Origin of the sequence: Leifsonia soli, assembly GCF_013408745.1 — a bacterium.
In the GTDB taxonomy this organism is placed as follows: domain Bacteria; phylum Actinomycetota; class Actinomycetes; order Actinomycetales; family Microbacteriaceae; genus Leifsonia; species Leifsonia soli.
On the sequence record NZ_JACCBJ010000001.1, the window covers coordinates 2,701,774 to 2,719,833 of the forward strand.

An 18,060-nucleotide genomic window follows, 5' to 3' on the forward strand; every position below is an offset into this window, starting at 1 on the left:
CCCGCCGGCCGGTCAGCTCGTCGCTGCGCGAACCACGAGATCGCGCACGACCGGATCCCAGGTGAGCGCCGTCTCCCAGTCCAGCCCGGCGGCGTCCGCGAAGAAGATGCTGTGCACATCCGGCCGGAGCACCCGGTCGACATGAGGCAGCACGCCCTCCGGCACATCGACCGCCGAGGCGCTGCGGGTCGCCACCAGCCCGTCGTGCGGCCAGAGGCTCTCGGGCTCGGCGAACTCCGCGAACCGGTCGCCCGCGACCACGGTCACCGGGATGCCGTCGAGCACGCCCGCCTGGCGCGCGTTCCATCCCTCGACCCCGGTCAGGTAGCCGATCGCGACCTCGTCGGCCGCGCCCTGCGAGTTGTCGCGGGCGAACTGCGCCGACCGGGTCAGCACCTCGGTGGTGAAGGCGTCGCCGTGCGCGTCTTCGAGGGTGATGGCCCCGGTCACGTAGTCGCCGAGCAGCGAGCCGGTCCACGGCGTACCGAGCGTGATCAGGCCGCGTGGAGCGATCGGCACCTCACCCTCGTGGAGCTGCCGCACAGCGGACCGGCAGAACAGACCGCCCATCGAGTGCCCGACCAGCTGCACGTCCGTCATCCCGTACTCGTCCGCGAGGTGGCCGAGGAACCGGCACAGCGACGCACCCGCGTCGTCGATCGAGCCGACGGCGTTGATGGTCCACTCCGCCGGGAGGACGGTCGGCACGTCGCCGAAGCCCTGCCAGCCCGGGTCCTCCGTGACGGCGCCCTGGCCGATGCCGGCCGGGGCCGTGAAGACGCGGACGCCCGCGTCCAGCAGCGCCTGCCGCAGCGCGGTCAGGGAGTTCCCGGCGGCCAGCCCGGACCGGGCGGCCCGCTCGGGCGTCGTGAACGGGGACACGGCGGCCCCACCCGAGACCAGCACCACATCGGTCATACCGAATCCTTCCGACGGCAGACCGGAGCCACCTCCGGCGCGACGACAGCCTAGCCGCCGAGACAGACCCGGAAGCGGAGCTACGCCGCCGACCGTGCGGCGACGGGACGCCGGCGGAGCGCCGCGTCCGCGACCTCCGGACCGCGGTAGACCATGTCCATCGCCCCGATGCTCTCGCCGGGAGGCACGATCGCGTCGATCCGGTCCAGGACCTCGTCGGACAGCGAGACGTCCACGCCGGCGAGGGTGTCCTCCAGCTGCTCCATCGTGCGCGGTCCGGCGATCGCCGAGGTGACGCCGGGATGCGCGATCACGAAGGCCATCGCCAGGTGGGTGAGCTTCACGCCCACCTCGTCGGAGAGGTCGATGAGCTGCTCGACGGCCGCGAGCCGGCGCTCGTCGCGGAAGTGCCGCATCCCCGTGCGCGTCGAGCGGAAGTTGTCGTTCTCGCCGCCCGCCCGGTAGCGGCCGGTGAGGGTGCCGCCGGCGAGCGGGCTGTAGACGAGCGTCCCCATGCCGTAGCGCTGGGCGACCGGGAGGATCTCGCGCTCGATCTCGCGGTCGAGGATGGAGTAGTTCGGCTGCTCGGTGCGGAACCGCTCGAACCCGCGGCGCTCCGACATCCACTGCGCCTCCACGATCTCGGAGCCGCGCATCGACGACGAGCCGATCGCCCGCACCTTCCCCTGGCGGACCAGATCGGTGAGCGCCGAGAGCGTCTCATCGATGTCCGTGTCGGGGTCGGGCCGGTGCAGCTGGTACAGGTCGATGTGGTCCGTCCGCAGGTTCCGGAGGGACCGCTCGACGGCCTGCATGATCCAGCGGCGGGATGCGCCGCGGTGGTTGATGTCGTCGTCGACCGGACCCCAGAACTTGGTGGCCAGCACCACCTCGTCGCGGCGGCCGGCGATCGCCTCGCCGACGACCTCCTCCGAGTCGCCGTACCGGTCCGCGGTGTCGATGACGTTGATGCCGCCGTCCAATGCCCGGTGGATGATGCGGATGCCCTCCGCGCGATCGGGGTTGCCGAGGGACCCGAGCATCATCGCGCCGAGCGCGTACGGGGTGACCTTGATGCCGGTGCGGCCGAGTGTTCGATACTGCATTGCTTCTGCTCCAGACCTGGTGTGACCGTGGCACGGCCGGCGGCCGTGCCCTACAATTCGGAGAAGCGGAACGTCACTCCGGATATCTCGAACTGTACCGGAACACTGTTCCACTTACAACACCCTCGCTTCCGCCTGCCCACCCGAGGAGCCCGCCCATGGCCGCCAGCACCCGCACTCCGGCGAGCGCGATCGCGAGCACGGACACGAGCACGGGCGCCGCCCCGGGCCGCGCCCAGCGCTCCGACGCCCGGCAGAACGTCACCGCCCTGATCGCCGCCGCGAAGTCCGTCTTCGCCGAATCCGGGGTCGAGGCGCCCGTTCGCGCCATCGCCGAGCGGGCCGGGGTCGGCGTCGGAACGCTCTACCGCCACTTCCCCCTGCGCTCCGACCTCATCTCCGCCGTCTTCCGCGCCGAGATCGACGCCTGCGCCGCGGCCGCGACCGAGATCGAGGCCGCCTCCCCGCCGGGCGAGGCCCTCGATCGTTGGATCATGCGCTACACGCAGTTCGTCGGGACGAAGCGCGGTCTGGCCGCGGCGCTCCACTCCGGTGACCCCGCCTATGAGCCGCTGGCCGACTACTTCTCGACCCACCTCGCCCCGACGCTCGAGCGACTCCTCGCGTCCGCGCGCTCCGCCGGCGACATCGAGCAGGAGGTGGATGCGGTGGAGCTCCTGGGCGCCGTCGCGAACCTCTGCCATGGCGCCGGACCGCACGGCGGGGTCTCGCCGCGCGCGGACAGGATGGTGCGCATCCTGCTGGCCGGGCTGCGGGCGCCCGCCGACGAGCTCTGAGCAGCCGACGCGGCAGACGGACCCGTCAGGCCGGTTCGGCGAGGAGTTCCGCGTAGCCGGCCGATGTCAGCCACTCACGCATGGTGGCGCGGCTCTGCGAAAGGCAGCGCAGTCGCTCCTCCACGCGGGCGAGTTCCTCGGCGACCTCCCCGGCGACCGTCCGGTTGCACTGGGCGGCTGACACGGTTCCGCGGACGCCCTCCATGTCGAGGAGCATACGGATGAGCCGGGTCGTCATCCCCGAGGCGAGGAGGCCTCGGATCCGCAGGACGGTCTCGACGTCCCTTTCGGCATAGTCCCGATATCCATTGGGCGACCGCGTCGACGCGAGCAGCCCCTGCTCCTCGTAGTAGCGCAGGAGACGGGTGGCGACACCCGTGCGCCGGGAGAGCTCACCGATTCTCATGCCATTCCTTCCGATGCTCTTGACCTTCTCATCGATGTCAATGTTTACGGTACGAGCATGACAGCATCTCCGGCAAGCATCGGCTCCCCTCCGTCCGCCCGCGGACGGACGCCCCTTCTGCTCGGTCTCGGGCTCGCCGTGTTCGCGTCCGTCAGCACCGAGCTCCTCCCTCCCGCCCTCATCCTCGGAATGTCTTCGACCCTCGGTGTCGACGCCTCAGCGGTCGGTTCGCTGGTCGCGGTGTGGGCGGTGACGATCGTCGTCGGAACCGTGCCGGCCGTGCGGGTGACCCGGCACGTGCCGCGCAAGCCGCTGCTGGTCGTATCTCTCGTCGTGCTCGCGGTCGCGACGGCTGTCGTCGCCGTCGTCCCTGTCTTCGGGGTCGTTCTCGCGGCTCGCCTGGTCTCAGCTCTCGCGGCCGCCGTGTCGTGGTCGGTCGTCTTCGCCTACGTTCCGACCCTGGTCCCCCCGGCGCGATTGGGCCGCGCCATGGCCATCGTGCTCGGAGGCGGAACCCTCGCATCCGTCCTCGGAGTTCCGGTCGGGGCCGCCCTCGCCGCGGCGGGTGCGTGGCAGTGGGCCTTCCTCGGCGCGGCCGGCGTCCTGCTGACCTCCGCTCTCGTGCTCGCCGTCGGACTGCCCGGGCTGGCGGGAGCGCGGAACGGAGGAACCCGGACTCGCGACATCGATCGCACGGCGATCCCCGTGGCCGCGCTCCTGTCGGCAGGAGCCCTCCTGCTCACCGGGTACATGACGCTGTACGCGTACATCGTGCCGGTGCTGGGCGCTGCCCGGATCGGTCCGGACGGCGTCGGCGCCGTGCTGCTGGTGGCCGGCGTCGCCGGCGGCCTCGCGCTCCTCCTCGGCGGAGCACTGAGCGACCGGTATCCGGCGACCGCCCTCCTCGTCCTCGTCGCGGCCATCCCCACTGGGATCCTGCTCGCCGCCATCGCGCCGGGATCCGTGCTCGCTCAGCCGCTGGCCGCAGCGGGAACCGCCCTCATCGGGTTCGGGATCGGCGGCCTGCCTCCCGTGCTGCAGGCTCGGGTGGCGAGGACGGCGTCCGCGACCTTCCGCCCCCTGGCGACCAGCCTCTTCGTCGTGATCCTGAACATCGGGATCGCTGCAGGCTCGGCGTTGGGCGGCTCGCTCATGGCGACCGCGGGTCGCGGGGCGGTCGCGCCGGTCGCCCTCCTGCTGACGGGAGCCGCCTTGGCCGCATTCGCCGCCCTGATCGCCCGCGCAGGGCACAGGCATTCCTGCCTCTAGCGGCGCCGCTGGATCGGTGCGAACATATGGGGGTTCGCCCCAGACCCCGGCGATGCTGTCTCCGAATTCTTTCGGCGCATCACCCGGGTCAGGCCCGGGTGATCGCCGGTCGGGTACGCCTCCCCCCGGGTCCCGCCGCGGCAGGCGTACCAACAGGGGATGCGACGCACCCGAGCTGTCGCAGACCAGAGAGCCGCACGGCTCTCGCGAGACGGGGGCCCGGTGACCCGACACCGGGCTCCCGTCGATGCTCGCGGCCCTCGATGCCTTCCCACCGCCCGCTTCCGCGTACGGTGGTCCAGTGAGCTCTGACCTGATCCCGTCGACGCCGGATCGGCGAGCGGCGATCGTGTTCAACCCGGGCAAGGTGCAGGTCGCCGCCCTGCGGACCGCCGTCGCCGCGGAGGAAGCCGCGGCCGGATGGGCGGAGTCCGCCTGGTTCGAAACCAGCGCCGCCGACGACGGGCGGGGCGCCGTTCAGGATGCTGCGGCGACCGGCCCGGACCTGATCGTCGTCGCGGGCGGCGACGGCACCCTTCGCGCCGCCGCGGAGGCGCTGGAGGGGACGGGCATCCCGATCGGCCTCCTCCCGTCGGGGACCGGCAACCTGTTCGCCCGCGAGCTGGGCCTGCCGCTGAACAACCTGCGGGCGGCGGTGACGGTCGCCTTCACGGGCCGCGACCGGCCGGTCGACCTGGGGCACGCGACCCTCGAGCGGCCGGACGGCGACGTCGTCGAGAGCGCGTTCCTCGTCATGGCCGGGATCGGCCTGGACGCCCAGATGGCCGCGAAGACGAATCAGAAGCTGAAGAAGCGGATCGGCTGGCTCGCCTACTCGGACCCGATCGCCCGCAGCATCCTCGGCAACCGGCAGTTCGACCTCACCTTCCGTTTGGACGACGAGCCGGAGGTGTCCACCCGCGCCCACACGGTCATCGTCGGCAACTCGGGCAGCCTCACGGCCGGCCTCCTGCTCATCCCGGCCGCGACGATCGACGACGGGTTGCTGGACGCCGTCATCCTGCGACCGGGGCGCGGCGGCGGCTGGACCAACATCGGCTACCGGCTCACGTTCAACCGGCTGCTGCACCGGACCGGCTTCGGCCGGTTCGTCGGCCGCCTGACCCCGGAACCGCGCGCGATCCGCTACGCCCAGGCCCGGAAGCTGCAGGTGCGGTTCACCGAGCCGCAGGACATCCAGCTCGACGGCGACCCGAACGGCTCGGTGATCGCGGCGACCCTCACCGTGACGCACCACGCGCTGACGCTGCGGGTGCGGCTCAAGCACTGAGAAGAAGGTCGTCCCTCATCACCTCGGCGCGGAAGGGGCGGCCGCCCGCGAACCGCTCCAGCTCGTCGAGTGCGGCGTCGGTCATCCGTTTCAGCTCCGACCCGAGCGATCCGGCGAGATGCGGCGTGACCAGGACGTTCGGAAGGCGGAGCAGCACCGAATCGTGCGGCAGCGGCTCCGGGTCCGTGACGTCGAGGATCGCGTTGAGCCGGCCGGACGCGCACTCGCGTTCGAGCGCGGCCGTGTCGACGAGGCTCCCGCGGGCCGTGTTGATCAGCGTCGCGTGCGTACGCAGCGCCGCAAGCCGGGGAGCATCGATCAGGTGCCGGGTGGCCGGGAGCTCCGGCGCGTGCAGGGAGAGCACATCCACCCGGGGAAGAAGCTCGTCCAGGGCGACGGGAGTCGCCCCGGACGCCCTGACCTCCGCAGGGTCGGCGAACGGATCGGCGACGAGGCAGGTGACGTCGCCGAGCTGCTGGACGAGATCGACGACGCGTCTCCCGACCCGGCTGAACCCGACCACGCCGATCGTCCGGCCGAGGTTGGAGAGTTCGCCGTAGCGCGTGATGTGGAGGCCGTGGTCCGCGTGCGTCGATCGGTCCGCCGCGATGAAGGGCGCCTTCTTGCCCGCGAAGATGATCGCTGCGAACGTGAACTCGGCCACCGGCACCGCGTTCGCTTCGGCCGCCGAGGTGGCTCTGATCCCGCGTTTCCAGAACTCCTCCGTCACCTGGGGGCGCACGCTTCCCGCACAGTGCAGCATGGCCCGCAGCCTCGGCATCCGGTCGAGGAGTGCGGCGTCCAGCCGGGGCGCACCCCACCCGGTGAGCAGCACGTCGACGGCGGCCAGGCGCCCGGCGACGGCCGGATCGTCCAGGTCGTCCGCGAAGACGGGGTCCGGCACGCGAGCGAGCCGGCGGAGCCGCGCCACCCGGGCGGCGTCGAACTGCCGCTCGAAGACGTCCCGCGCCATGACGACGAGCGCCTGCGGAGAGTCCATCGTCGTGATCCGTCCTCCCTCTCCCGGCGAAGGCGCGGGTGTTGCGCGGCCGCCAGCACCAGTACATACTCATGCCCGTCTCATACGAACAGAACGATCACAGTCGAACACGAACACTCACGATGAGACGCTCGAGGAGGAGTCGCCAGTGAATCGCCCCCCGACCGCGGCAGAGCCCCATCCGGACGTCCTGGCTCGCGTGAGCGCCCACACCTCGCCTCCGGACGGCGTCCGCGCCACCCCGTTCGCCGGGCCGTTGTGGCAGCAGTGGGGCGACCGCATGCGCGAGCCGGCACTCCGCGCGCGCTTCGTCCGCGCCGGGACGGAGGAGCTGCGGCGCCGGAGCGGCATCCCGGAGGCCGGTGACCGAAGCGTCTGGGCCGCGGCCGACCCGTCGACGATCACGACACTCCGCGACGCGGCGGAGGACGATCTCCGTCGGCCGTGGGCCGACGCGACCGCGACGCTCTTCGCCCGCTTCGTGCGCGACGGAGATCGCTCCCAGTATGAGCGGGCCGTCGCCGCACGCCAGCAGCGGCTCACCCGGGCCGTGGTCCTCGCGGCGTCGACCCGGGAGCCGGAGTGGATCGACGAAGCGGCCGACGGCGCCGTCCTGCTCTGCGAGCAGAGCACCTGGTGCCTCCCCGCTCACGACGACGCGCACGCACGACGCGGCTTCGCCGTGCCCGATACCGCGGCGCCGTACCTCGACCTCGCGGCGGGCGAGGTCGTCGCCCAGCTCGCGGTCGCCGATCGCGTGCTCGGAGCGGACTGGGCGCGGTCGTGGCCCGGTCTGCGGGAGCGCATCCGCCGGGAGGCCGAGACCCGGGTCTTCGCCCCCTTCGAGACGCGCGACGACCTCTGGTGGCTCGGCTACTGGCGCGAGGTCAACAACTGGAACCCGTGGATCCTCGGCAACGTGCTGCTGGCCGCGGTGCTCCTGCTCGACGATCCCGAGCGCGTGGCGAGGATGTCCGCGCGCGCTCTCGACAGCCTCGACCGCTACGTCGCGACCCTGCCGCCGGACGGCGCGATCGACGAGGGCGTCGCCTACTGGTGGAACGGCGCCGGCCGGATGCTGGAGCTTCTCGCCCTGATCGCGCAGCTCACCGACGGCGACCTCGAGGCCGGCGGGATGCCGCTCATCGGCGAGGTGCTGCGCTTCCCGATGCGGATGCAGCTCGGAGACGACTGGTACGTGAACGTCGCGGACGGCTGGGCCCGGAGCCGCCGCGAGGAGCCCTGGCAGCTGCCCTTCCGCTGGGCACTGCGCACCGGTGACCATCGGGTCGCCGACTGGGCGCGGGGAGGGCGCCGGCCCGGCTCGCCCGTCGCGCCCGTCACGGGCGGACTCCCGCGGCTGGTCCGCGCCGTCGCCGACCGGGAATGGCGCGACGCCGTGGCGGCCGGGGCGCCGCTGCCCCGCTGCGTGTGGCTCCCGTCCGTCCAGGTGCTGGTCCGCCGGGAGCGGGCCGGGGACTCCTCCGGGCTCGCCCTCGCCGCCAAGGGCGGGACGAACGACGAGAACCACAACCACAAGGACCTCGGCTCGTTCATCGTCGCCTCCGGCGGCAGGCCACTGCTGGTCGACATCGGCAAGCCGACGTACACCCGCGAGACGTTCAGTGCGGATCGGTATCGCATCCGCGCGATGCAGAGCGGCTGGCACAACGCGCCGTCGCCCCACGGGCTCGAGCAGGGGGAGGGACCGGGATTCCGGGCGCGGGTCGCGGGAGCGGCCCCGGCGGGCGAGCCGGGAGGCGAGAACGCCGACTCCGCCCCGCCGATCGACCTGGAGCTCGACCTCTCGACGGCGTACCCGCTCGGAGCGGACGAGTCGTGGCGGCGCCGGTTCCGCTTCGTCTCCTCCCGCCGGATCGAGGTCACGGACACCTGGCGGCTCACCTCTGCGGCGGACGGCTCCGCGACCGCGCTGCATCTGATCGCGGCCGGCGACGTGCGGCTGGTGGACGGCCGGGTCGTCGTGCGGGCCGACGGCCAGGGCATCGCCGTCCGCGTCGAGGGAGAGGGAGCCGCGCCGGCGCTCGAGGTCTGGCCGCTCGACGATCCCGAGCTCCGCGCGGTGTGGGGACCCTCGCTCACACGGATCACGTACGACCTCCCGTGGGCGGCCGGAACCGTCACCACCGTGGTCGAGGAGATCGGATGACCGGCAGGGAACCGCTCTACGCCATCCAGCGGCGGGAACGGATCATGGATGAGCTCCGCGCCCGCGGCGCCGTGAGCGTCAGCGTCCTGGCGGGCCGGCTCGGCGTCAGCGAGCTGACCGTGCGCCGCGACGTCAACGCGCTCGCGCAGCAGGGCCTCCTCACCCGGGTGCACGGCGGCGCGACCCTGCGCAGCGCCGTGGATGCGGGACGCCCTGGCGCTCTCGTGCCACTGCCCGCGAAGTACACGCTCGGCATGGTGGTGCCGTCGCTCGACTACTACTGGCCCGCGATCGTGCACGGCGCGCGTGCGCAGGCCGCCCAGCGGCGCGCCTCGCTCCTGCTGCGGGCGTCCACCTACGACCCTCGGGACAACCGTCGCCAGGTCGAGGCCCTGCTGGCGATGCCCGGTCTGCACGGCCTGATCGTCGCCCCGGAGACGTCCGGCGAGGTCGCCACGGCGACCCTCCGCTGGCTCGACTCGCTGCCGATCCCCGTCGTGCTCGCCGAACGGCGGGTGCGCATGGCGGAGGCCCCGCACCTCGACAGCGTCGCCTCCGACCACGCGGCGGGCGCGGCGCTGGCCGTGCAGCATCTGCACGAGGTCGGGCACACCCGGATCGGCCTCTTCCTGGAGAGCGACAGCCCGACCGGACGCTACGTCCGCCTCGGCTGGCGCGCCGCGCTCGGCTCGCTGGGCCTGCCGACGGACGTCGCGACGCTCGACGGCATCCGGTTCGACGCACCGGGCCGGGAGCGGGCGATGGATGACGCCATCGACCTCATCCGGAGCACCGGCACCACGGCGGTGATCGTCCTCCCCGACCCGCAGGCCATCGCGCTGGAGCAGCACGCCATCGACCGCGGCGTGCGCGTTCCCCACGACCTGGCGATCGTCGCATACGACGACGACGTCGCCCGGTTCGGCGACCCGCCCATCACCGCGGTCCGGCCGCCCAAGGAGTACGTGGGGCGCGAGGCGGTCGACCTGCTCATCGCCCGGCTGGAAGGCGGCCCCGGGCGTCCGGCGCACCGGATGAAACTCAGCCCCGAGCTGCAGATCCGGGCGTCGTCCCTCCCGGCATCGATCGCGCCTCTTGACCCGGACGCCGACGAATCATAGATTATCGATTACTCACAATCGATTGGAGCAATGATGCTCGGATTCACTCGTGCCCGCTCACGGAGTGCCGGTCTCGCCGGCGCCGGAGCCACCGCGACGGCGCTCATACTCGCCATCGCGACCGCCGCCTCTCCCGCGTCGGCGGCTCCCCCGCCGGGCCACCATCACGGACACGGCGCGACCCTGTACGTCTCCGAGGGCGCCGCCCGCGTCGGCAACGGCCGATCGCCGCAGACACCGCTGCCCAGCATCCAGGAGTGCGCCGATCAGGCGCAGCCCGGCGACACCTGCGTCATCCAGTCGGGCACCTACGAGGAGACGGTCACGCCTCCCCGCTCCGGCACGAGCACGCAGCCCATCACGTTCGCGGCCGCGCCGGGCGCCGAGGTCGTGGTCAGCGGCGCCGAGCAGCTCACCGGATTCACGCCCGTCGGCCAGACACAACTGGATGCCGTGGTCGCCACCGACCCGTTCGCGGCGAACTCGCTGTTCAGCCAGGCGGTCGGCGCCGGCAAGATCTACAGCGTCGCCGCCGATCTCGGAGACGCCGGAGGCGAAGCCCAGGTCTTCACCGACGAGACGATGGACATCGAGGCCTCGTACCCGTTCCCCGGAACGGACCTGCTCGACCCGACGGTGGAGCGGGCGGATGCCGGAACGGCCGACGCGACCATCGTCGACTCCACGCTGACCCGTCCGGCCGGCTACTGGAACGGGGCCCGCGCGCTCACGTCGTACTGGTACGTCACGGCGACGGGGACGGTCGCGAGCTCGGCCGTCGGGTCCGTCACGCTCACGACGGCTCCGCCCTGCGTCCACAAGGTCGTGCCGACGGACACCTGGTTCCGCCTCTCGGGCAAGATCGGCGAGCTCGGGCATCCCGGATCGTACTTCTACGACGCGCAGGCCAAGCGCCTGTACGTCTACAGCGACGACGACCCGAACGGCCACCGCATCGAGGCGAAGACGCGCGACCTCGCGTTCGACCTCTCCGCGGTGAGCAACGTCCACGTGAAGGGGATCGGGCTGTTCGGCGCCACCATCCGCACCGGCGACAGCAGCACCGGAGTGGTGCTCGACGACATCGACGGCAAATACCTCAGCCACTATTGGGACGTCACCCAGGGCGCGACCGACTGCGGCGCGAACGTGACGCGCGGCGTCACGACGAGCGGCATCATCATCAAGGGCACCGGCAACACGATCAAGAACAGCCACCTGCAGTACAGCGCGGGCAACGGCATCTCGCTGGGAGGCTACGGGAACACCGCCATCGACAATGTGATCACCGACGTGGATTACGCCGGCACGTACGCGGCAGCCGTCGCCGTCCAGGGCCACAGCCAGACCGTGACCCACAACACGATGGCCCGGACGGGCCGGAGCGGCATCAACCTGCAATGGAACGGCGTCGCGGGCACGACCGCCGGCCCCGACCGGATCGCCTACAACGACATCTCCGGCCACGCGACGCTCAGCGTGGACACGGCGGCGATCTACTCGTGCTGCTCGTCGCACATGGAGGGGACCCGCATCGACCACAACGTCCTCCACGATCCGGATCCGCGTCCGGGCGGCGTGTACCCGTTCGGGATCTCGGGCATCTACGCGGACAACGGGATGAGCGACCTCCAGATCGACAACAACGTCGGGTGGGGCAATCACGAAGGGACCGTCGAACTGAACGGCCTCGGCACCGGATCGCACGACAACCTCGTCTACAACAACACGGGGGGCATGACCCTCTTCTACGTGAAGGAGGCAGGCCAGTCGACCGGGACGAAGATCGTCAACAACATCGGGCCGATCACCGGCCTCGCCGGTGCGACCGACGGCGGCCTCGTGCTGTCGAACAACCTGATCGACGGTGATCCGCTGTTCGTGGATGCGGCAGCGCACGACTACCGGCTGCAGGCGGGCTCCCCGGCCCGCAACGCGGCGATCGCGCTGCCGGGCGTGAACGACGGATCGACCGATCCCACCCCGAGCCTCGGGGCGTTCCAGTACGGCGCGGCGCCGTGGACGGCGGGCGCGCGTCCCTGATCGGCATCGAGCGGGGGCCGCGCCGAGCGCGGTCCCCGCTCTCCGACGACGGGCGCTCTCGCGCCACGCGATTCCAGCGATTATCGATTATGCTGGACGGACGCGCACGGCAGCGCGTCGATCGAAGGGACGACATGACGCAACGACTGGTCTTCGCAGGCGACTCGATCACGGATGCGGGGCGCGATCGCTCCGACGACCGGTCGCTCGGCGACGGCTACGTGGCGATGATCGCGGCGGAACTCGCGGCACAGGGGGCCGATGCCGTCGTGATCAACCGGGGGATCGCCGGAGATCGTGCCGCCGACCTGGAACGGCGGTGGGAGCGGGACGTCCTGGCCGAGCACCCCGACGTCCTGACCGTCTACGTCGGGGTGAACGACATGTGGCGCCGCTTCGACAGCGACGACCCGACGACGGCCGCCGCCTTCGAGGCGACCTACCGTCGCCTGCTCGAACCACTGGAGGCCGGTCCGCTGGCGACCGGTCCGCTGGCGGCCGGTCCGCTGGTGCTCATCGAGCCGTACTTCGTCCCCGTCCATGCCGAGCAGCGCGGATGGCTCGACGACCTGGACGAGAAGCGGGCCGGGGTGGCCCGGCTGGCGCGCGAGACCGGCGCAAGCCTGGTCCTGCTGCACGACCGGATGACACGCGCGGCCGACGAGAACGGCACGGCCGCCATCGCCCCGGACGGCGTCCACCCCACGCCGGCCGGCTCCCGGATCATCGCGGACGCCTGGCTCGCCGCCTTCTCGGACGTCTCCCCCGCCGGGACGCAGGCGGGGGCACGGCGATGACCGATCCGTTCACGTCGCTCGCCGGCCTCAAGCGCGGACTGCTCTCCGACCAGATCTACGAGCTGATGAAGTCGATGATCAAAGACGGGACCCTCCCCCCGGGCGAACAGCTGGTCGAGTCGCAGCTCGCCAAGCGCATGCAGGTGAGTCAGGCCCCGGTGCGCGAAGCCCTGAAGCAACTCGCGCACGAGGGCCTGGTCTCGCACGTGCGGCACCTCGGCAACTTCGTCGCGAGCTACTCCGAGGAGGAGTTCATGCAGGCGAGGGCCGCGCGGGCGGAGCTGGAGGCGATCGCCGGCAGGCTCGCGTGCGGCACCCTGTCCCCGGCCGTCCACGCCCACCTCGCCGCCCTGATCGAGCAGATGCACGCAGCGGCGGACTCCGGCGACCTCGACGCGTTCCGCGAGCTGGACTTCACGTTCCACCGCTCGGTCGTCGAGGCGAGCGGAAACAGCTATCTGCCGCGGATGTGGGACATCATCGAACCGGGGCTGCGGTCGATGCACGTGCTCGGCGACCCCAGCTTCGAGGGCGACTGGCACGAGGTGGCTGACTGGCACCGCAGCCTGCTGGACCTGCTGGACGGGGACGACCCCGCCGCAGCATCCGCCCTGTTCCGCGCGCACGCGGCGGGGACGCTGCTCGAGGATCCCCCGGCGGATCAGACCCGGTAGAGGGCACGGGCGGTTCCGCCCCAGAACGCGGCATCGCCCGCCGCGCCGAGGGCGGGGAGAGCGGCGGCCGTCCGAGCGACGATCTCGTCGTAGGGGGCGATGCGGGCGGACATCGGCCAATCGCTGCCGAAGAGCAGGCGCTGCGCGCCGAAAGCGTCGACCGCCACGGACAGAGCACGGCGCAGTCGCCGGTCGGCGCGCCCGGTGACCACCCCGGACGCCTTGGCCGCGAGGTTCGGCCGGGCCGCCGCGGCGGCGAGAGCCGCCGCCCAGCTCTCATCCGGCTCGGCCGCACCGAGTCCGAGATGGCAGACCACGAACGTCGTCGCCGGATGACGCGAGGCCACGACGCCGACGGCCGGGAGCTGCTCGGGACGGACGAGGAACTCCACGACCCCGCCGTCGGCGCCGATCCCCTCGCAGAGCTCGTCGAGGCCGGCGACATCGGCCAGGTCGGCACGCCGCCCGGGGACCGCGACGCGGACGCCCCGGACGACCCCGCTCCGCGCGACACCCGCAGACGCCGATCCGGGGGCGGCGACGGGGTCGTACTGGACGACAACGCCCGCGAGCAGGGGATGCCGCAGAGCGGTGAGCCAGCGCACCTCGTCCGTCGTATCGGCCGCCTGCACCGCGATGGCGGCCGCGATCGGGCCGATCGGGGTGGTCGCGCGCGCCGATCGCTCCGCGAGATCGGCGGCATCCGCCACCTCCGGCAGGCCGAGTTCCGGCCGGAACCACGCGAGCGAGAACCGGCCGGTGTCCCACAGGTGGACGTGCGCGTCGACGGCCCCGCCGGAGGCGATCACGCCGCTGCCAGCTCCGCCCACAGCTCCTCCGGAATCGGCGCCGTCTCGGAGCGGGCGAACGCCGCGACCTCGTCCGGTGTCCGTGCGCCGATCACGACGCCCTCGACACCGGGCCGGCGGAGGGGATAGCGCGCCGCGGCGTCGGCGAGCGTGACGCCGCGGTCCCTGCAGATGTCCCGCAGCCGCAGGGCTCGGTCCCGCATCTCCGGCGTCGCCTGCCGGTAGTCGAAGAAGGGCGTGCCCTCGGGGTCGGCGAGGATGCCCGAGTTGAAGACCCCGGCCGCGATCACGCCGACGCCGCGCTCCGCCGCAGCCGGCAGCAGCTCGGCCTCGGCGGATCGGTCGAGCAGGGTGATCCGGCCGGCGATCATCACGACATCGAGCCCCGCCTCGCGCACGAGGCGCGTCAGCGGCCCCGGCCACACCATCCCGGCCCCGATCGCGCGGACGACGCCCTGCTCGCGGAGCGCGACCATGGCCGGGATCGTGACACGGAGGGCCTCGTCGATGTCCATCGGGTCGTGGAGGTGGAGCAGATCGATGCGGTCGGTGCCGAGGCGCAGCAGGCTGCCTTCGACACTGCGGAGCACGCCGTCGGCACTGAGATCGCCGACGGTGTCGACACCGGTCGCCCCGGCCGCGACGGACGCCCCGGCGGAGTCGACGATCCGGCGGCCGACCTTGGTCGCTATCGATACGGAGTCCCGGTCGACGCCGCGGAGTGCGCGGCCCAGGCGGAGCTCGCTCGCCCCGGCACCGTAGTGCGGAGCGGTGTCGAAGAAGCGGATGCCGTGGGCGAGCGCCGCCCGGACCGTCGCCGTCGCGTCCTCGTCCGCGACCTCCGTGTAGAGGTTGCCGATCGGCGCGCAGCCGAGCCCGAATGTCCCCGAGGCTCCCGGCGTCGCCGTCAGAGGGCCAACGGCTGGGCGGAACGCCACTGCTCGTACTCCTGTCGCGTGTCGGGCGTGAGCGGGTAGTAGTCGCTCAGGCGCGCCCCTTCGTCGAGGCGGTGGCGGCTGAAGATCTCCCACTCCTCGTGGTCGCGGGCGGCTTCGATCACGTCGGCGGACATCGCCTGGGGGACGATCACCGGTCCGTCGTCGTCCGCGATCACGACATCGCCCGGCATGCAGAGCGCGCCTCCCACCGCGACCGGGACGTCGTACCCCCACGGGAACAGCTCCGTCTGCGAGGCGTAGTGCGGTGTCGTGCCCGTCGACCAGACCGGCAGGCCGAGTTCGCGGATGCGTCCGGCGTCGCGGATGCGGCCGTCGACCACGATTCCGGCGCCGCCCTTGCGCAGGAAGTACCGGGCGAGGATGTCGCCGATGCACCCCGAGAACCGGCTGCCGTACGCCTGGATGACCAGCACGTCGCCCGGCTTCACCTCTTCCAGGACGGCCCAGAGTGCGGTGTGGCGCTCGACGTACTCCTGCCCCAGACCGGACGCGAGGTCCTCCCGCTGCGGCATGAACTGGAGGGTGATGGCCGACCCGACGACCCGCTGGCCCGGGTTCAGGGGAACCGGTCCGTCGACATACGAACGCGTGATGCCCATCCCGTGCAGCTTGGCGCATGCGGTCGCCGATGTGATGGTGTCGAAGCCGGCGATCGTCTCGGCGTCCGGGCGCCGGTACGCGCCGCCCCGGACGGGGAGCGTGAAGTCGGGGTGCGGGAGCGTGCCCGGGAGGTCGGTCATGGTTGTTCCTTCGTGTGTTCGATCCGGTCGAGGTCCGCAGCACCGCGATGGCGGGCGGGAGAGGGCGATGGCGCGGTGATCAGCTCCAGCTGGAGTCGGTGCGCCGGCGGCAGGACCACCTCGACGCCGTCGGCGTCGGTATCGGTGTCCGTGTCGGTGTCGATGTGCCGCTCGACCACGGTGCCCCGTGTCGCCGCGTATGCCGTGCTCGGGCCGGGGTAGTCGGCGCCCGGTTCGGTGCGGAAGCGCACGCCCGCGAGCCGGGCGGTTCCGAACCGGGAGGGCCGGACGATCACCCGGCGGGTGTGCAGCGGCGAGACGTTCACCAGTTCCAGTCCGATCCGATCCCCGTCGAGGCCGGTCACGAGCGCCGCCACATCGGCGGGCAGCCCGGGGCGCGCGGCGTCCGCATCCTCGTAGTCCACGGCGACGAACGGCAGACCGCCGTTGTAGAGCACCTGCGGCGCCCCGGAGACCAGCTGGGTCAGCACCTCGGTGACCACCGGGTTCACCCGCTGCCAGAAGTGGAGGTGCACGGTCGCCGGATCGCTGTCGTCCGCCTGGATCAGTGCGATCCGGCGAGCGACCTGCCCAAGCGCCATGGAGAGCGCCTGCTCGGGATAGTCCGGGAGGCGGCCGTCGAGGTAGTCCAGCCAGGGCGCTTCGTGCCCGGCCTCGGCCTTGTCGCGGAAGGCCTTCACGGGCCGGCCGCCGGAGGGCAGCCCCGCCCGCACCCGGTCGAGCCTGGCGCGATCGGCGTCGCTCCGCGACCACCACCACAGCCACGTGGGCAGCTCCAGCGGCATCGGCGCGTAGTCGAACCAGCCGTCCCGGCCGAATCGGTGCGGCACCAGCAGCGCGGGCTCGTCCGCGTCGGCTCCCAGGCGTGCGAGCCAGCCGCCCTTCAGGCTGTACGGGGTCTCGGCGACCGATGCCACCACCGCGTGGTCGAGCACCGTGTCCAGCACCCGCCGCGCGGTGTCGAGCCGGCGGTCGTCGCCGGTGACCAGCGCGGCGTTGAGCCCGGAGACGACCGTCGCCATCCCGACCGAGGGGAGGCCGTGCGGCCAGGTCCAGCCGTAGTGGCCGCCGAACCACCGCCCTCCGTGCAGGCCGCCGACGGTGCCGTCCGGCGCGACGTTGTCGGGAACGAGCCCGTCGTTCGCGCGGGCGCGCTCCTCCCATCCTCCGACGTAGCGGTCGATCCAGCCGGCCGCCTCGGGGTCGCCGTCGTAGAGCCAGCGGTTCGCGACGAGGCTGGTGGCCGCGAGGTCGACCACGACGTCGCCCTGTGCCGCGCGCTGCATCGCCTCGCCCATCGCGAGCGCCTTCGCCGGATCGGCGAGGTCGTCCCAGCTCTCGATGCCCGGGACGTCCTCGAGCGGCAACCCGTATCGCCGCATCTCGGCGAATGACGCGGAGTACGGCTGGACGATGTCGTTCAGCCCCGGGCGCGCGCCGAGCGAACCGTTGTGGGGCGCACGGATGATGTTGCGCTCCCGGTCGTAGTTGCCGGCGGCCGGGTCGGTGTAGAGCTCGGCGAACCGCCGGGCGCGCCGCGCGAAGGCGACGTCGCCGGGGTCGGCGGCGCACAGCCCGTAGAAGAACAGGAGCGACTCCCCCTGGTGGAACCAGTCGTACCCGTTCTCGTACTCGTCGGTCAGCATCCCGGCGGACTCGAGCTGCGCGGTGACGCCCTCCCAGTGGCGTTTCGCCGCGGCGAGCACCTCGTCGCTTCCGCCCAGCAGGTAGAAGGCCGGCCAGTTGAAGAACGGCTCGTAGAGGTCGTCGACGCCGTCGCGGTCGGTGAAGACGGCGGGGAACCGGATGCCTCCGTCCTCCCGCGTGTAGCGTCGCGAGAACAGGCGCCAGCCGTCCTCGATGTCGGCGAAGAGCCGGCGTTCGAGCACCGCCCAGGCCGGGACGGCGTCGAGCGGCACTCCTCGGATGATCTCCACGG

16 protein-coding genes are annotated in these 18,060 nt (G+C 72.3%); 8 read left to right on the plus strand and 8 right to left on the minus strand.

Annotation, left to right across the window (positions count from 1 at the left end):
- Window positions 1-12: 12 nt before the first annotated feature.
- A complete protein-coding gene (locus tag BJ963_RS13020; protein ID WP_179457104.1) occupies window positions 13-918 on the minus strand; it encodes an esterase/lipase family protein in 906 nt (301 codons plus the stop codon).
- Between the two features lie 80 nt (window positions 919-998).
- A complete protein-coding gene (locus tag BJ963_RS13025) occupies window positions 999-2,024 on the minus strand; it encodes an aldo/keto reductase (RefSeq protein ID WP_179457105.1) in 1,026 nt (341 codons plus the stop codon).
- Between the two features lie 158 nt (window positions 2,025-2,182).
- On the opposite strand from BJ963_RS13025, the gene BJ963_RS13030 reads away from it, so the two are divergent.
- Window positions 2,183-2,821: a TetR/AcrR family transcriptional regulator gene (locus tag BJ963_RS13030; RefSeq protein WP_179457106.1), complete on the plus strand. Its 639-nt coding sequence runs from the start codon at window positions 2,183-2,185 to the stop codon at window positions 2,819-2,821.
- A gap of 25 nt (window positions 2,822-2,846) precedes the next feature.
- Here the strand turns inward: BJ963_RS13030 and BJ963_RS13035 are convergent, their stop codons facing one another.
- Complete coding sequence (locus tag BJ963_RS13035; protein ID WP_179457107.1) at window positions 2,847-3,227, minus strand: MerR family transcriptional regulator; 381 nt, start codon at window positions 3,225-3,227, stop codon at window positions 2,847-2,849.
- 57 nt (window positions 3,228-3,284) lie between these two features.
- On the opposite strand from BJ963_RS13035, the gene BJ963_RS13040 reads away from it, so the two are divergent.
- Both BJ963_RS13040 and BJ963_RS13045 read left to right on the plus strand, forming a co-directional pair.
- A complete protein-coding gene (locus BJ963_RS13040; RefSeq protein WP_179457108.1) occupies window positions 3,285-4,496 on the plus strand; it encodes an MFS transporter in 1,212 nt (403 codons plus the stop codon).
- A 301-nt stretch (window positions 4,497-4,797) separates the two neighbouring features.
- Entirely contained in the window at window positions 4,798-5,787 is a 990-nt protein-coding gene (locus BJ963_RS13045; RefSeq protein WP_343037279.1) for a diacylglycerol/lipid kinase family protein, read from the plus strand.
- Here BJ963_RS13045 and BJ963_RS13050 read toward each other — a convergent pair.
- Complete coding sequence (locus BJ963_RS13050; RefSeq protein WP_179457109.1) at window positions 5,777-6,787, minus strand: hydroxyacid dehydrogenase; 1,011 nt, start codon at window positions 6,785-6,787, stop codon at window positions 5,777-5,779. The genes BJ963_RS13045 and BJ963_RS13050 overlap by 11 nt on opposite strands.
- Before the next feature lie 199 nt (window positions 6,788-6,986).
- On the opposite strand from BJ963_RS13050, the gene BJ963_RS19545 reads away from it, so the two are divergent.
- The 5 genes from BJ963_RS19545 to BJ963_RS13075 all read left to right on the plus strand — a co-directional run bounded on the left by BJ963_RS19545 (window position 6,987) and on the right by BJ963_RS13075 (window position 13,592).
- On the plus strand, window positions 6,987-8,957 hold the full coding sequence (locus BJ963_RS19545) for a heparinase II/III domain-containing protein (protein WP_179457110.1): 1,971 nt from the start codon (window positions 6,987-6,989) through the stop codon (window positions 8,955-8,957).
- On the plus strand, window positions 8,954-10,078 hold the full coding sequence (locus tag BJ963_RS13060) for a substrate-binding domain-containing protein (protein ID WP_179457111.1): 1,125 nt from the start codon (window positions 8,954-8,956) through the stop codon (window positions 10,076-10,078). Before BJ963_RS19545 ends, BJ963_RS13060 begins: the two co-directional genes overlap by 4 nt.
- A gap of 30 nt (window positions 10,079-10,108) precedes the next feature.
- On the plus strand, window positions 10,109-12,121 hold the full coding sequence (locus tag BJ963_RS13065; RefSeq protein ID WP_246298059.1) for a right-handed parallel beta-helix repeat-containing protein: 2,013 nt from the start codon (window positions 10,109-10,111) through the stop codon (window positions 12,119-12,121).
- A 134-nt stretch (window positions 12,122-12,255) separates the two neighbouring features.
- On the plus strand, window positions 12,256-12,918 hold the full coding sequence (locus BJ963_RS13070) for an SGNH/GDSL hydrolase family protein (protein WP_179457112.1): 663 nt from the start codon (window positions 12,256-12,258) through the stop codon (window positions 12,916-12,918).
- The gene (locus BJ963_RS13075; protein ID WP_089907229.1) at window positions 12,915-13,592 is read left to right on the plus strand and encodes a GntR family transcriptional regulator; all 678 of its coding nucleotides are present in this window, start codon (window positions 12,915-12,917) and stop codon (window positions 13,590-13,592) included. The genes BJ963_RS13070 and BJ963_RS13075 overlap by 4 nt, the downstream gene beginning before the upstream one ends.
- Here the strand turns inward: BJ963_RS13075 and BJ963_RS13080 are convergent.
- From BJ963_RS13080 to BJ963_RS13095, 4 genes are read right to left on the minus strand one after another with little or no spacing between them, the layout of a single operon-like run.
- A complete protein-coding gene (locus tag BJ963_RS13080; RefSeq protein ID WP_179457113.1) occupies window positions 13,580-14,422 on the minus strand; it encodes an amidohydrolase family protein in 843 nt (280 codons plus the stop codon). The genes BJ963_RS13075 and BJ963_RS13080 overlap by 13 nt on opposite strands.
- Window positions 14,398-15,339 (minus strand): aldo/keto reductase, encoded by a 942-nt coding sequence (locus tag BJ963_RS13085; RefSeq protein ID WP_179457114.1) that lies wholly within the window; start codon window positions 15,337-15,339, stop codon window positions 14,398-14,400. The genes BJ963_RS13080 and BJ963_RS13085 overlap by 25 nt, the downstream gene beginning before the upstream one ends.
- Entirely contained in the window at window positions 15,309-16,100 is a 792-nt protein-coding gene (locus tag BJ963_RS13090; protein ID WP_089907223.1) for an RraA family protein, read from the minus strand. The genes BJ963_RS13085 and BJ963_RS13090 overlap by 31 nt, the downstream gene beginning before the upstream one ends.
- On the minus strand, window positions 16,097-18,058 hold the full coding sequence (locus BJ963_RS13095) for a DUF8034 domain-containing protein (RefSeq protein WP_246298060.1): 1,962 nt from the start codon (window positions 18,056-18,058) through the stop codon (window positions 16,097-16,099). Before BJ963_RS13095 ends, BJ963_RS13090 begins: the two co-directional genes overlap by 4 nt.
- Between the last annotated feature and the right edge of the window lie 2 nt (window positions 18,059-18,060).

Coding starts and splice junctions, on each gene's coding strand:
- BJ963_RS13020 (WP_179457104.1), bottom strand. CDS start 918: ATGACCGATGTGGTGCTGGTCTCGGGTGGGGCCGCCGTGTCCCCGTTC.
- BJ963_RS13025 (WP_179457105.1), bottom strand. CDS start 2,024: ATGCAGTATCGAACACTCGGCCGCACCGGCATCAAGGTCACCCCGTAC.
- BJ963_RS13030 (WP_179457106.1), top strand. CDS start 2,183: ATGGCCGCCAGCACCCGCACTCCGGCGAGCGCGATCGCGAGCACGGAC.
- BJ963_RS13035 (WP_179457107.1), bottom strand. CDS start 3,227: ATGAGAATCGGTGAGCTCTCCCGGCGCACGGGTGTCGCCACCCGTCTC.
- BJ963_RS13040 (WP_179457108.1), top strand. CDS start 3,285: ATGACAGCATCTCCGGCAAGCATCGGCTCCCCTCCGTCCGCCCGCGGA.
- BJ963_RS13050 (WP_179457109.1), bottom strand. CDS start 6,787: ATGGACTCTCCGCAGGCGCTCGTCGTCATGGCGCGGGACGTCTTCGAG.
- BJ963_RS13060 (WP_179457111.1), top strand. CDS start 8,954: ATGACCGGCAGGGAACCGCTCTACGCCATCCAGCGGCGGGAACGGATC.
- BJ963_RS13065 (WP_246298059.1), top strand. CDS start 10,109: ATGATGCTCGGATTCACTCGTGCCCGCTCACGGAGTGCCGGTCTCGCC.
- BJ963_RS13070 (WP_179457112.1), top strand. CDS start 12,256: ATGACGCAACGACTGGTCTTCGCAGGCGACTCGATCACGGATGCGGGG.
- BJ963_RS13075 (WP_089907229.1), top strand. CDS start 12,915: ATGACCGATCCGTTCACGTCGCTCGCCGGCCTCAAGCGCGGACTGCTC.
- BJ963_RS13090 (WP_089907223.1), bottom strand. CDS start 16,100: ATGACCGACCTCCCGGGCACGCTCCCGCACCCCGACTTCACGCTCCCC.